This window comes from Epibacterium sp. ABZ3_068, assembly GCF_056159265.1.
This window is the reverse complement of sequence record NZ_JBSWUV010000001.1, coordinates 1,339,442-1,352,098: the sequence shown is the minus strand read 5'-3', so window position 1 is coordinate 1,352,098 and position 12,657 is coordinate 1,339,442. Positions and strand designations below refer to the sequence as shown.

Sequence of the window (12,657 nt, the reverse complement as noted above, 5' to 3'; positions counted from 1 at the left end):
AAATTATGTCCCTGAGTCAAACAGAACTTATGGCAGCTACACCGGTTCCACGCCCAGATGGCAAACTTGTTTGGCTACATGCCACAACCACAGCACGATTGATGGCTCTGCGCGATGTCGCCGCGCGTCTGCAGGGGCATTATCCTGATCTATCGGTTATAACCACCTGGGAGCCACATGTCGTTCCTGCCCCGTCCGCAAATACAAACGAAAGACCTCTCGGCCCGCTGGCGGAAGACACATTTTCGGAAATGCGGAAATTCCTTGAAAGATGGTCGCCCGACCTCTGTATATGGGCGGGGGGACACTTACGCCGAACCCTGACGCGCCTTTTGGCTGAAACCGATGTACCCACAGTGCTGACCGATATCAGGATCGACGAACTTCCAAGCCGCGCGTCTCGCTGGTGGCCCGATCACAGAGCGCGATTGCTAAACAGTTTCTCCGCAATTTTGTCCCCTTCACAACAAGTTTCCGAAAGCCTTCAACGCACCGGCATCCCAGCCCACAGGATAACGTTTACCGGCCCCCTTGGAAGATCGTCCCTGCCGCCCGCATGTAGCCACGAAGATCTGAGCGACATGCAAAAAGTGCTGGCGAGCCGCCCCATCTGGCTGGCGACGCAAGTAAAACGCGGAGAACTCAGCAGCATATTGAATGCACATCGCAAGTCATTAAAGCTGCTCCACCGTTTGTTGTTGGTCATTTCACTCGAAGACAGAGCTGATCTTGAAGCGGCCCGTTCCATCATCGCTGAATTCGGCTTGAACTACGCAGATTGGGACATGGGCGAAGAGCCCGTCGAAGCCCATCAAGTTGTGCTTGCAGACAGTGAAGACCTGGGACTCTGGTACCGTGTGGCGCCGATGACCCTGATGGCCGGGTCTTTGAAACGGGAATTTCATGGACATTCGCCGCTGGACGCTGCTGCTCTCGGATCTGCAATCCTTTATGGAATGGGCATTTCGGACCACGCCGATCTTTATACAAATTTGAAGCAATGCGGTGCTGCGGTTCAAGTTTTGTCCGCTGAGAAGCTGGCGGAAGAGGTCGTTCGTCTCTCTTCTCCCGACCAGGCTGCCGAAATGGCCCTTGCAGGTTGGACGTTTGTCACTCAAGGATCGCGCACAACAGATCGCATCATAGAGATCGCACAGGATTTGCTGGATATGCCGGACATCGGTAATGAGACCACCTGATTTTTGGAATAAGTCCCCGCTGGAGTTCGACCTTCTCCGACTGATCTTATCACCCCTGGGTGCATTATACGCGCAGGCGACACGCAATAGGCTTCGGAAGGCAACACCACAGCGATTGCCCATCCCGGTGATCTGCGTGGGCAACCTGAATGCAGGGGGCACAGGTAAAACACCAACGGTCATCTGGCTGATCCAATACCTTCAAAATATCGGCCATCTCCCTATCGTTCTGAGCCGTGGGTATGGGGGGGCGCAGACTGGGCCAGTGATTGTAAACCCACAACGGCATCACGCCCGAGACGTCGGTGACGAACCCTTGCTGCTTTCGGCCTTCGGGTCTGTCTGTGTGGCCAAGGATCGCGCAGCCGGCGCGGAATTGGCTCTCCAACATGGGGCAACCGTGTTGATCATGGATGATGGGTTTCAAAATCCTGCGCTCATCAAGGATCTTTCTATCGTTGTCGTTGACGCAAACCGGGGGTTTGGAAATGGCCAATGCCTCCCGGCTGGCCCTTTACGTGAGCCGGTTGAGGCGGGACTGAAACGCGCAGACTTCATCTTGTCCCTGGGAGCACAGCCAGCCCAAGATGCATTTGAAAAAGTTTGGGGGCCACTGGTCACAGTTCCACATCTCAAAGGCCAACTGGAACCACTCAAGACCGGTATGCCCTGGGACGGCACGCGTGTTCTTGCATTTGCAGGAATAGGGCATCCGGACAAGTTCTTTGCCACCTTGCGCGCGCTTGGGGCGGACGTCTTACGAGGCGAAGCACTGGACGACCATCAACCGCTTTCGCAGTCTTTAATGACGCGGCTTGAGCATGAGGCAAAACTGCTGAACGCCCAGCTTGTTACAACTGAAAAAGACGCGGTACGCCTTCCGGAGAGCTTTCGGACGAAAGTGATTACACTGCCCGTACGGCTGGCGATAGCAGATGATGATACGTTATGTGAACATTTGAAAAAAGTAGCGCCGCCCCCGGATCAAGGAGCGGCGCGTCGATAAAGGTCTTTTGACCAATCAGTTCAGCTCAGCTTCGATCAGCGCTTTGAGATCATCATAGGGCTGATTGCGAATTTGATTGCCGTTCAGGATAAAAGTAGGGGTGGCCTCGACATTATCGGCGGTGGCGTTTTCCTGATACCAGCTTACCAATGTCTGGGCTTTGGTACCGTCTTGAAGACAGGCATCAAGCGCGTCATTCTCAATTCCGGCAAGCAAACCGATCTTGCGCAGCTCGTCCACAATCTCGGTTGGGCCTCCGGCACGGGCCCATTCAGACTGGCCTTTGAACAAGAGATCCGTGATACCAAAAAACTTCTCCGGACCGGCACAGCGGGCCATCATCGAAGCCCAAAGGCCATAGCGATCAAAATAGACTTCGCGATAAACAAACTTCACTTTGCCTGTATCAATGAAGTCCTTTTTCAATTGCTTATACCCATCGGCATGAAACCGTGCGCAATGCGGGCAGGTATAGGAAGCGTACTCCACGATGGTCACAGGCGCATCTTCTGCCCCTTGCACCATTTCAACGATGGTAGATGTGTCAATCTCTGCGGCATCTTGCGCGTAAGCCGCACCGACAAACGGCAGGGCAGACTGGCCCGAAACGGCATTTATTCCGAAGGATGCAACTGCGAAAGCTGCTGCAGATAGAACTCCAGACATAAGACGGGTCATATTTACCCTTTCCCTTGTGATTTCTGTTTGGTCAAAAAGTTACGTGCAAGGTTCTCCAAGGCAACACGTAACTCATCGCTTTCGGCCCCCTCAGCCACATGCTGGGCCTCGGAAACAATGTTTGTATCGACAGGACGCGGCTTTGGCGTCTTGGTCTCGCTTTGAAATGCAACTTGGCCGTCCGCAAACCCGGTTGGTGCTGTTTGGGTGATGCGGATTTTGGAAATCGCATTGTACCCGTAAACAGCGTTCACGCGCTCTCGCAGCTGCTCTTTTTGCATTTCGAGCATAGGGGCCTGCGCACCGGTCGTCAGAATGGTGAGCGTCGCCCCAAAGGATCCGCGTCCGTAACCTATGTTGACCGGGCGTGCGATGGCAGCAATGTCATGACCTACGGTTTCTTCCCAATGTGTCAGCAAACGAGATACAGCAAATCCTCGGGTTTCACCCGCCTTTCGGATTTGCTCACTCAAAACTGAGCCGGTGCGCTTGAAGCCGCGCGTGGATGATCGCCTCGGTGACATGACAGTGGTTTTGCTTGACCCTGCCCCCTAATGTAAAGAGCGATCAAACAAGAACCACCTTTTCGGCACAACGAGGCATAAACAATGCGTGATGAGACACTAGAGCAAAATGAGCTAAGTGACACTCTGCTGGGCTGGTATGATGCCCACGCGCGGACAATGCCGTGGCGCATTGGCCCCGCTGATCGCAAGTCGGGCGTGCTGCCAGACCCCTATCGTGTTTGGCTAAGCGAAGTCATGCTGCAACAAACGACAGTTGCAGCTGTAAAAGACTACTTCCAACGTTTTACAACTCGCTGGCCAACGGTTGAGAGCTTGGCTGCGGCCAACGACGAAGACGTTATGGCCGAATGGGCGGGCCTGGGATATTATGCGCGTGCCAGAAATCTCTTGAAATGCGCACGGATGATAGCCGACGAGCTTCAGGGGACTTTTCCAAACACCTACGAAGAACTTCTTAAACTTCCAGGTATCGGCCCCTACACAGCTGCCGCGATTTCAGCCATTGCTTTTGACCGGGCTGAAACTGTTCTGGACGGTAACGTCGAGCGGGTCATGGCGCGGATGTATGATATCCACGCACCTTTGCCGAACTCCAAACAAACACTGAAAGACAAGGCAGCCAAACTCACGCCGCGGTCGCGCCCAGGCGACTATGCGCAGGCCGTCATGGATCTGGGTGCCACTATTTGCTCTCCGAAGTCTCCGGCCTGCGGCATATGCCCATGGAGGAGCCCTTGTATCGGGCGGCAAAACGGAACTGCGGCTGAGCTTCCCAAAAAGACTCCCAAAACACCAAAACCCACCCGCCGCGGCCATATCTACATTGCACGCAGCAAAGCGGGAGACTGGCTGTTAGAGAGACGGCCGGACAAAGGGCTGCTTGGCGGGATGTTGGGCTGGCCAGGGTCGGAATGGACCGAATCTCCGGAACACAACCAACCGTTTGACGCCAACTGGCACGAGGTAGAGGCCGAAGTGCGGCATACCTTTACCCACTTTCATCTGATCTTGCGTGTACACGTGGCGAACGTGCCGGAAAACCTGCTGCTGTCGGAACGACAAAGGTTGGTCGAGCGGCATAAATTCAAACCGGAAAATCTACCAACCGTGATGCGCAAGGCATTCAATCTTAGTCGCGAAAACTCGGTCTTGGGATCCTAAATACTTCGATCTAAAGTCACCTGTGAACGCGCCAAAATTCTGAGAGTGAAGCATGTCCTCCCCCCTGCCCCTGTCTCATTGGCGAAATGCCCTTCCATTCTGGCTTTCGTTTTTATTGGTCCCCTTGATCTGGTTCTGCGCAATCCAGGGCGGCGCGTGGATTGTTCTTCCGCCCTTGGTGACCTGGTATCTCTTTGCTGTTTTGGACGCCATTTTGGGACTGAACACCGAGAATGCTGACCCGCAGACTCAGGAGGACGAACTCGTTTGGTATCGTCGCCTGACCATCGCATGGGTTCCGGTTCAGTTTTGTACGCTCTTTGGACTCATTTTTTTTGTGTCGGGCGCAACGCATTTAAACGGCTGGGAAAAGATGGGCCTGTTCTTTGGCATGGGCATTCTGAGCGGAACCATCGGCATCAATTACAGTCATGAGCTTATGCACCAGAAAAACAAAACCGAAAGGTTTTTGGGGGACATCTTGCTGTCGATGGTGCTGTACTCCCATTTCAGATCAGAGCACCTGCTCGTTCACCATCGCTATGTCGGCACGCCGCGCGACCCTGTGACTGCCCGTTACAATGAGGGGTTCCACCGGTTTTATCCCAGAGTGCTCCGTCAGTGTTGGCATTCCGCATTCAAAGCTGAACGCGATTTTCTGGCGCGCAAGAACTTGCCATGGACCAATCTTCGCAATCCGTTTTTCCGCTATTGGGCACTCCAAGCCGTAATGTTGGCCTTTTCGTTCATATGCGGCGGTTTTACAGGCCTCCTGTTTTTCTTCGTACAGGCCGGTGTCGCAATCTGGCAGTTGGAAGTCATAAACTATGTCGAACACTACGGGCTGACGCGCGAGCATCTGGGCGACGGAAAGTACGAACATGTCAAACCTTGGCACTCATGGAACGCCTCTCACAAAGCGTCAAACTGGCTACTGATCAATCTGCAAAGACATTCAGACCACCACTACAAGCCGGACAGGCGTTTCCCATTGCTTCAATCCTACGATGTTCAAGATGCGCCACAGCTTCCCCATGGCTATCCGATAATGGCTATGGCAGCGATGGTTCCGCCGATCTGGCGCCGAATAATGAACCCGAAGGTTCGTGCGTGGCGCAAACAATTCTATCCACAAATCAATGATTGGGGGACATACAACAAAGCTGAGAATCCAGAGCCGCGCTGAGAGGTCAAGCGACGCGATTGTACTCACCAGCCCCATTTTCTTTGAGATATTGCTGCATCGCCTTTTCGTGTTCTGCGGACAGGTCCGTTGCAACCTGAGCAGTTTCTTCGACGTTCTCTTTCAGCTCTTGGTCCCGCATATACTGTTGCATCGCTTTGTCATGTGCGGACATATTCTGTTCGCTTGCGTGCGCCACCGGGGCTGCAGCGTCATCAAGGCTAACACAGTTAATACTTTCCTTGAGCGAAGCCACTTCCGAAACAACTGTCGACATATTCTCAGACACCTGCGCCGCGCGTGACGCATTTTCCTGAGTGGTTTGGCCCAGCTGCGCCATGCTTGTGTCAATCTCCTGCAGGCTTAACGCTTGCTCCTCAATTACTGATGTGACCTCTTCCATCAGCTTCGTCATTTCAATTGTTCCGTCGCGAATACCGCTGAGGCTTTCCCCAGTTTCACGAACCAAATCGCAGCCTTCCTGCACCTGGCGTGTACTTTCTGCGATCAGGGATTTGATCTCAGTAGCCGATTGAGTAGCCCGACCAGCTAGTGCGCGCACTTCCGATGCAACCACAGCAAAGCCGCGCCCTGCCTCTCCGGCCCGCGCAGCTTCGACACCGGCGTTTAATGCCAACAGATTTGTCTGAAAGCTGATGTCCTCAATCACATCCACAAATTTGGCAATTTGCTCGGAGGATTCTTGTATGAGCTCAACTGCCTCAATCGCCTTCTTGACCACATTTTCGCCAGTTTCAGCGTTCCGCCGGTTCGCCGCCGAATTCTTGGATGCATTCTCTACAATATCTTTTGTTTCTTTTGTCCCCGACGTGACCCTGCTTACCGCGGCGACTGCCTCTTCCAAGGTAGCAGCCTGATCTTCGGCGCGTGTTGCCATTTCATGAGCCAGTTCGTGACTTTGCCTGAGACGAACATCCAATGAGTCGGATCGGCTCTGTGCATCCTGAATGATCGTTTCCCAATGGTCGATAAGATTGTTGTAGGATTGCCGTAAGCCGTCAAACTGCTCTGGGAACCCATCTTCCCCAGAGGCAGGGATTTTACCGCTTTTGCCGCTCTCTTCGAACTGTGAGAATCCTTGGGCAAGCAATTCAATTGCACGTGTTTGGTCCGACTGCTGAGCCTTGAAATAAGCCTCAACCACCAAATCGCAATCAGCCAACATCAAGCTCATCAGGAGCTTTAACTGTTTTTGCAGTTTCTTTTTGCCGCCTACGCCTGCCTTGCGAGTCAAAACTGATATCATCTCGGCTCCTGCCAAAGAATAGCCGCCTAGATACAGGAGGAATGGCAGGTCAATTTTATAGTGCACTTCTCCGACACGCTGCGCGGAGACAAGATATTCATTGTCAAAGTTGCCAGAGAATAGACGCGCCCAATGCTTCTTCTGCGCTTCTTTGGCGTGCGACACTGCAGCTTCATTAGGAAAGAACCGACGCGTCTCATCCTGTGACAACGCCTTTTCATAGAATTTCTGGAGAATGTCGTCGACCTCGGCAAGGATTACTTCGCCAGTTTGTTGAAGTAACTTTTTGTGTTCCCGTCCAAGGTCGAACCAGGCTTCAAGTTGCTTTTTTACGTCGGCGGACATCGTGAAACTCTCCAGAACTGCACAATCACAGATTGCTGAGCTCCCATTTCAGATTTCCTAATATGAGAATTCAAATCGTAAACGCGTCGCAAAAAATTAACAGCGTAAGTGCCTCCGCACCTATTGGGGAGAGGGCAGAGACCATACGGTGATGGGGTCTTGAATGCCGCGAACGGACTGTTGGTCAATCCGAAGGAAATCCGCCAACAGGTCGGTTCCGGGATTTTCCTCCAAACACTGCTGATAAGCATCGTTGCTAACAACCACTTGTGAATTCAGAGTACGCGTCAACCCTTCCAGGCGAGAGGCGACATTCACCGCCGTGCCTATGACCGCAAATTCAAGACGGTTTGCGCCGATATCTCCCAGAAGGGTTTCTCCATAATGGACACCAACCCCAATGGCGATCTGTTGCTCTCCACGCCGTTTACGATCCACGTTCCATTCCTTGATATTGGCCTGCATCGCCCGCGCACAAGAGATCGCTTCGCTGGCATCCTGTTCGCCCGCCTCAGGCGTACCAAAGGTCGCCATAAGCCCATCCCCCAAGTATTTGTCCAGGGTTCCGTTGTGACGAAATACTTCACGCTCCATTCTGCTGTGGAACTCACGTAGCACCGTGATGACATCATATGGGCTCATCTGTTCTGACAAGGCTGTAAAACCGACGATGTCGACAAAAAGAACCGCTGTATTTTGCCGCTTTACCTCTTTCAAAGGATCGTCGTTCTGGGACAACTGAGCAACAACATTGGGCGAGAAGTATCGAGAGAGGTTGGCCCTTTCCCGTTCAAGCGATGCGTTCGACAGTAAGAGCGAGTCAAATCGTCGTATGGAAAACCCCAAAGTGATCGCTGTCAGCATGAATACCATGACTTCCTGTATCCGCAGTGAAAATACAAAACTGTTCGGATCCATAATTTCCAAAACGCGGGGGAAGGCCGCGAACCGTTCAGATGCAACGGCATGAAGGTCATCGGCTCCCTTTGAAAAGTACCAAGCCAACACAAGCGCCAGAAGCCAGATTACACTGGTCCACATGCCTATGGCGACCACTGTACGCCATGAATAGGCCATCGTACCCGCAGCCAAAATAATGAAAAAATACAGGAAGTTATCAAACCTATAGTGAAACGCTACTGGCAGTTCTTCTGGGCTGAAAGGGTTAGGAACAACCATCGCAAAGGTCATGACAACCAGATCAATGAATATGAGCAAAAGTTCTACGCGGGACTGGCCCACCCGGCCAAAACGCCGGATGAGAAGACCGTTAAGACATAGAATTCCCAGTAACGCATGGTAATAAAACATGCTCGAATCTGGATAAACGAAAAAGATAAAAACGCCTGTGACGGCCATGGTGACCCAACGCGCTTTCACAGCCAGCTCAAGCCCGCAGCGTTTATGTTCTTCCAAGGCAGCACGCGCATAGGCATTTTCACCGCGCTTAGACATTGCACCCGCACCTTCTTCTTTGGTTGCACGTCCGCTGTCTGTTAATGCAACTTCAACCATACCAACACCACTCACTCTGCTGGAAGTCAATCTAACGGGTTGATCCAAGGGCGGAAACCTTGCTCACAAAAAAAGGCCCCGCCATTAAGGCGGGGTCAGGTGTGGTGCGCCCTAAGACAAGGGGCACCGGCGGTATTCTTTATCTGAGGTAAGGTTTAGTTTTGCAGCTCCGCTCGGATTTGCTGGCGCAAGACATCAATGGGAACAGTCTTGCCTTCCCGTTTGAAGCACCAATATGTCCAGCCATTACAGCTTGGAGCGTTTTCCAGATGCGCACCGACCTGATGAATGGAGCCTTTTACGTTGTCACCGACCAGCGTGCCGTCTGCCCGCACTTTGGCCTTGTGACGACGGTTCATGGAATAGAGTTCTTCGCCGGGTCTCAGCAGGCCCCGTTCAACCAGCTGACCAAAAGGAACACGCGGCTCTGCCCGTTTGGAGGCCGTGACTTGCAGCGCATCGCGGTCGAACTTACGCACGCCTTCGATGCGCTTTTCAGCAACATCGCGGTATGCTTTTTCTCGCTCGATACCAATGAACTCGCGTCCAAGCATCTTGGCCACGGCGCCCGTTGTCCCGGTGCCAAAAAACGGATCCAGCACGACATCACCAGGGTTGGTCGCTCCGATCAGAATGCGGTGCAGCAAGGATTCTGGCTTTTGCGTTGGATGAGCTTTATCGCCGTTTGCATCCTTCAGACGCTCGTGACCGGTACAGATCGGCAGAACCCAATCCGAGCGCATCTGAATGCCTTCGTTCAGCGCCTTCAACGCTTCGTAGTTGAAGGTGTATTTGGCACCTTCTTTCTTGGATGCCCAAATCATGGTCTCATGGGCATTGGTAAACCGCTTACCCCGGAAATTCGGCATCGGGTTTGACTTGCGCCACACCACATCATTCAGGATCCAATAGCCTGCATCCTGAAGCGCAGAACCCACACGAAAGATATTGTGGTAGGATCCGATAACCCAGATCGAGCCATTTGGTTTCAACAGGCGTCGCGCCGCTTTCAGCCATTCTTTTGTAAATTGGTCATAGGCCGAAAAGCTCGAGAACTGGTCCCAATGATCGTCTACCGCGTCAACCTTGCTGTTGTCGGGGCGATGCAGCTGGCCCTTGAGCTGCAGGTTATAAGGCGGATCTGCAAAAATCAGATCCACGGACTCCGCCGGGAGACTGTTCATAACGTTGATACAGTCACCACCAATAATCGTGTTCAAAGGGAGCGCTGCCGCGCCCTTCTCGATGGTATTTGTCATTTTTTCTGCCTCAAACCACGGCGCATTTTTGCGCTCATTTTGGTTATCAACAGGATGAGCGATCAGGGATTCCAGGTCAATTTGTTTTTTATCCTATAGGCTTATGCTTTACTCTTGATACAATATCTTGTGGACTGGCTTGAAACTACGCCTATGATGTGGTGTCACGCCCAGTGACTTTAATGCATCACGGTGCTGCTTGGACGGATAACCTGCATTCCTCTCCCATCCAAATCCTGGAAATTGTTGCGATAAATCCTCCATGATCCGGTCTCGCGCTTCCTTTGCAACAATCGAGGCGGCGGCAATCGAAAGTGACTTTGCGTCACCTTTCACCACAGCTTCTGCGGGCAGATTCAACCCTTTAGGGATCATGTTCCCATCAATCAAAAGATAGTCAGGGGGAGGATCAAGCGCGGCAACGGCCCGCTCCATAGCGAGATGGGACGCACGCAGGATATTCAAGCTGTCGATTTCCTCGACCGTCGCATGCGCAATCGACACATCGGCCTGCTGGAGGATCTGAGCCTCCACAAGCTTCCTGCGCTTTGGCGTCAGTTTCTTTGAATCATTCAAACCCTCCGGAAGACGCTCGATATCCAATACGACAGCCGCCGCCGTCACTGGGCCTGCAAGCGGGCCACGCCCGACTTCATCAACCCCCGCAATACGAAGATAACCGCGCCCCAGCGCTGCATCTTCCAATGTGTAATCAGGAAAACTCATTGCCAATGGATGCCGCGCTTTTGGGCTTCTCGCAACAAAGAAGGAAAGAGCGGGGGTGCAATCCCACTCTTTCCACTGCTCAACCCGATGATGCGGGCCTCAATCCTAGTGTGAAAATTAGCGACTTACCAAACGGTAGCCGTGTTTTTCCAAGCAGCGTGTTTTGTAAGCCGTTCTTTGCTTGTGCCCGTTCCAGATTTGCGTCCGGCATTGTCCTGGGAGACTGTTCACATAACCATAATCGCGCGAAAGGCAGCGGTGCGAGACCACCGTTCGGCTCTGGCTATATTCCGGAACAACCTTCACACAGTGCCCTGGCAGGTCATATTTTGCCACATGCCCCGGCAGCGGGCGCGCACGAGGGTCTCGATTGTCATAGCGATGAGTGTTGTTGTCATGGCTGCGGCTTCCATGAGAATATGTGTGCTGTTCTTGTTTACGATCCTTACGGGCATCATTTACTGCCGCTCCGATCAGACCAAGGGCCACCATCCCAGCGATAAACTTGGCGATGTCTTCGTCCGCACGTGCAGGGGCAGCCGTGAACCCGGTGACAGCCAAAGACAAGGCAAGGATCAATGCAATAAATTTGCGATGTGGTTGAGGGCGGGAAATCTTTTTCATGAGTCTGAGACCTTTTTTGGGTGTGGTACCAAGACAAAAGCCTGGTTGCTGATCTCAGACTGGGCTCACCCCTTTCAGACAGGCAATATCGCCGCCATGTTATCCAATATCAGCTCCTCCAACCTGTTGAGGTTATTGAATATCGGCGAGGTTCAGCGCATTGTGATCCCATGTTGCAGAAAACCCTGATCTCCTTGTGTGCAGCCCTTGCACTCCTTATGGCCTCACCGGTATCAGCCGCTGAATGCTATGCTGATTACAAAGCCAAAAAAGACGCCCCACTGCGGCTTCATTACGGCGTGGTGAAGCTCAACGGCCCCTGCCAAAAGGGCGATGCCCAAAACGAGGTCGCATCACGTATTGCCTCGGATGGTTGGAAACTATTGAATATTCTCTCGGTCTTTGGTCCGGAAGGTTTGCAACAAAGGAAAGGCGATGCAGGATCCTTCTATCTCCGTTTCTGAGATCCGTAGCGTTGGCAGCCGTATTATCACGGTCGGGATCGTTTCGATCATAGCGCTACTGGCGCTTGCAGGCACCGTTTTGTTGCTGACGCTTCCCGATGCCAATGCATTCAACGCCCATGTCGAACGACTTTTTGTCGAGAACGACCTGACCACCCAGGCTGAAATCAAACTGCTCGAAATACTTGCGCAGTCTGGAACGGCTTTTGCGGACACGCTTGGCAGCTATCGAATGGTAATTTTTGTCTTACTGGTCTTTGCCACTGCAATGATGGTCGCGGCTCTTGTCGTCTTGTCGATGCTGGTCACTTTGAACCGTCGTATGGCGCAAATCGAACGAGACGGTATCCAGGTCAGTGAGTTACTGCTCAGTCGTGATGAGAACATGGTCTACCTGAACAACATGGGTTTCAAGCTCACCCCGGCAGCAATGGAAACACTGGCCGTCTTGGCCGAGGCGAGGCTGGACGGCGAGGTTCTGTCCGGTATCGAAATAGAGTCAATGATATCTGGTAGAGACGCCGCAGATTGCGAGGAAGCTGCCGGCGCAACCCGGATAAAACGACTGCGTGATACGTTGGGGAACCAGATGGTAAGCGAACTACTGGTTAAGAATATCGCCAAGCGCGGTTATGTCCTTGCGATAAGCAAAGACGTCATCAGAATGGTATGATCATAAATTTGTAGCGCTTTTCTGAGTATA

13 protein-coding genes and 1 pseudogene are annotated in these 12,657 nt (G+C 52.6%); 7 read left to right on the top strand and 7 right to left on the bottom strand.

Annotation, left to right across the window (positions count from 1 at the left end; all coding sequences use genetic code 11):
• Positions 1 to 5 precede the first annotated feature (5 nt).
• The 3 genes and pseudogenes from ACXAEW_RS06395 to lpxK all read left to right on the top strand — a co-directional run.
• A pseudogene (locus tag ACXAEW_RS06395) lies at positions 6 to 518 on the top strand (glycosyltransferase N-terminal domain-containing protein); the annotation flags it as partial.
• 63 nt (positions 519 to 581) lie between these two features.
• Positions 582 to 1,199 carry a 3-deoxy-D-manno-octulosonic acid transferase gene (locus ACXAEW_RS06390; RefSeq protein WP_474943077.1) on the top strand — a complete coding sequence of 206 codons (618 nt, stop codon included), beginning with the start codon at positions 582 to 584 and terminating at the stop codon, positions 1,197 to 1,199.
• Positions 1,186 to 2,205 carry a tetraacyldisaccharide 4'-kinase gene (gene lpxK / locus ACXAEW_RS06385; protein WP_474940531.1) on the top strand — a complete coding sequence of 340 codons (1,020 nt, stop codon included), beginning with the start codon at positions 1,186 to 1,188 and terminating at the stop codon, positions 2,203 to 2,205. The genes ACXAEW_RS06390 and lpxK overlap by 14 nt, the downstream gene beginning before the upstream one ends.
• Before the next feature lie 15 nt (positions 2,206 to 2,220).
• Here the strand turns inward: lpxK and ACXAEW_RS06380 are convergent, their stop codons facing one another.
• Both ACXAEW_RS06380 and ACXAEW_RS06375 read right to left on the bottom strand, forming a co-directional pair.
• The gene (locus ACXAEW_RS06380) at positions 2,221 to 2,883 is read right to left on the bottom strand and encodes a DsbA family protein (RefSeq protein ID WP_474940530.1); all 663 of its coding nucleotides are present in this window, start codon (positions 2,881 to 2,883) and stop codon (positions 2,221 to 2,223) included.
• Positions 2,884 to 2,885: 2 nt separating this feature from the next.
• Complete coding sequence (locus ACXAEW_RS06375; protein WP_474940529.1) at positions 2,886 to 3,407, bottom strand: DUF721 domain-containing protein; 522 nt, start codon at positions 3,405 to 3,407, stop codon at positions 2,886 to 2,888.
• Positions 3,408 to 3,491: 84 nt separating this feature from the next.
• Here ACXAEW_RS06375 and mutY point away from each other — a divergent pair, with 84 nt between their 5' ends.
• The gene (gene mutY, locus ACXAEW_RS06370; RefSeq protein ID WP_474940528.1) at positions 3,492 to 4,571 is read left to right on the top strand and encodes an A/G-specific adenine glycosylase; all 1,080 of its coding nucleotides are present in this window, start codon (positions 3,492 to 3,494) and stop codon (positions 4,569 to 4,571) included.
• A gap of 52 nt (positions 4,572 to 4,623) precedes the next feature.
• Entirely contained in the window at positions 4,624 to 5,757 is a 1,134-nt protein-coding gene (locus ACXAEW_RS06365) for an alkane 1-monooxygenase (RefSeq protein ID WP_474940527.1), read from the top strand.
• Positions 5,758 to 5,761: 4 nt separating this feature from the next.
• On the opposite strand, the gene ACXAEW_RS06360 is transcribed toward ACXAEW_RS06365, so the two are convergent.
• The 5 genes from ACXAEW_RS06360 to ACXAEW_RS06340 form a co-directional block, all read right to left on the bottom strand.
• Complete coding sequence (locus ACXAEW_RS06360; RefSeq protein ID WP_474940526.1) at positions 5,762 to 7,366, bottom strand: methyl-accepting chemotaxis protein; 1,605 nt, start codon at positions 7,364 to 7,366, stop codon at positions 5,762 to 5,764.
• A gap of 120 nt (positions 7,367 to 7,486) precedes the next feature.
• On the bottom strand, positions 7,487 to 8,881 hold the full coding sequence (locus ACXAEW_RS06355; protein WP_474940525.1) for an adenylate/guanylate cyclase domain-containing protein: 1,395 nt from the start codon (positions 8,879 to 8,881) through the stop codon (positions 7,487 to 7,489).
• A gap of 155 nt (positions 8,882 to 9,036) precedes the next feature.
• The gene (locus ACXAEW_RS06350; protein ID WP_474940524.1) at positions 9,037 to 10,140 is read right to left on the bottom strand and encodes a DNA methyltransferase; all 1,104 of its coding nucleotides are present in this window, start codon (positions 10,138 to 10,140) and stop codon (positions 9,037 to 9,039) included.
• A gap of 108 nt (positions 10,141 to 10,248) precedes the next feature.
• On the bottom strand, positions 10,249 to 10,866 hold the full coding sequence (locus ACXAEW_RS06345; RefSeq protein ID WP_474940523.1) for a ribonuclease HII: 618 nt from the start codon (positions 10,864 to 10,866) through the stop codon (positions 10,249 to 10,251).
• 117 nt (positions 10,867 to 10,983) lie between these two features.
• The gene (locus tag ACXAEW_RS06340; protein WP_474940522.1) at positions 10,984 to 11,490 is read right to left on the bottom strand and encodes a hypothetical protein; all 507 of its coding nucleotides are present in this window, start codon (positions 11,488 to 11,490) and stop codon (positions 10,984 to 10,986) included.
• Between the two features lie 170 nt (positions 11,491 to 11,660).
• Here ACXAEW_RS06340 and ACXAEW_RS06335 point away from each other — a divergent pair, with 170 nt between their 5' ends.
• Positions 11,661 to 11,954 carry a hypothetical protein gene (locus ACXAEW_RS06335; RefSeq protein WP_474940521.1) on the top strand — a complete coding sequence of 98 codons (294 nt, stop codon included), beginning with the start codon at positions 11,661 to 11,663 and terminating at the stop codon, positions 11,952 to 11,954.
• The gene (locus tag ACXAEW_RS06330) at positions 11,926 to 12,627 is read left to right on the top strand and encodes a winged helix-turn-helix domain-containing protein (protein WP_474940520.1); all 702 of its coding nucleotides are present in this window, start codon (positions 11,926 to 11,928) and stop codon (positions 12,625 to 12,627) included. The genes ACXAEW_RS06335 and ACXAEW_RS06330 overlap by 29 nt, the downstream gene beginning before the upstream one ends.
• Positions 12,628 to 12,657 lie beyond the last annotated feature (30 nt).

Bases quoted from the DNA above. Each gene is read 5' to 3' on its own strand.
- mutY (WP_474940528.1), top strand. From the start codon at position 3,492: ATGCGTGATGAGACACTAGAGCAAAATGAGCTAAGTGACACTCTGCTG.
- ACXAEW_RS06355 (WP_474940525.1), bottom strand. From the start codon at position 8,881: ATGGTTGAAGTTGCATTAACAGACAGCGGACGTGCAACCAAAGAAGAA.
- lpxK (WP_474940531.1), top strand. From the start codon at position 1,186: ATGAGACCACCTGATTTTTGGAATAAGTCCCCGCTGGAGTTCGACCTT.
- ACXAEW_RS06340 (WP_474940522.1), bottom strand. From the start codon at position 11,490: ATGAAAAAGATTTCCCGCCCTCAACCACATCGCAAATTTATTGCATTG.
- ACXAEW_RS06330 (WP_474940520.1), top strand. From the start codon at position 11,926: ATGCAGGATCCTTCTATCTCCGTTTCTGAGATCCGTAGCGTTGGCAGC.
- ACXAEW_RS06335 (WP_474940521.1), top strand. From the start codon at position 11,661: ATGTTGCAGAAAACCCTGATCTCCTTGTGTGCAGCCCTTGCACTCCTT.
- ACXAEW_RS06350 (WP_474940524.1), bottom strand. From the start codon at position 10,140: ATGACAAATACCATCGAGAAGGGCGCGGCAGCGCTCCCTTTGAACACG.
- ACXAEW_RS06375 (WP_474940529.1), bottom strand. From the start codon at position 3,407: ATGTCACCGAGGCGATCATCCACGCGCGGCTTCAAGCGCACCGGCTCA.
- ACXAEW_RS06390 (WP_474943077.1), top strand. From the start codon at position 582: ATGCAAAAAGTGCTGGCGAGCCGCCCCATCTGGCTGGCGACGCAAGTA.
- ACXAEW_RS06345 (WP_474940523.1), bottom strand. From the start codon at position 10,866: ATGAGTTTTCCTGATTACACATTGGAAGATGCAGCGCTGGGGCGCGGT.
- ACXAEW_RS06360 (WP_474940526.1), bottom strand. From the start codon at position 7,366: ATGTCCGCCGACGTAAAAAAGCAACTTGAAGCCTGGTTCGACCTTGGA.
- ACXAEW_RS06365 (WP_474940527.1), top strand. From the start codon at position 4,624: ATGTCCTCCCCCCTGCCCCTGTCTCATTGGCGAAATGCCCTTCCATTC.
- ACXAEW_RS06380 (WP_474940530.1), bottom strand. From the start codon at position 2,883: ATGACCCGTCTTATGTCTGGAGTTCTATCTGCAGCAGCTTTCGCAGTT.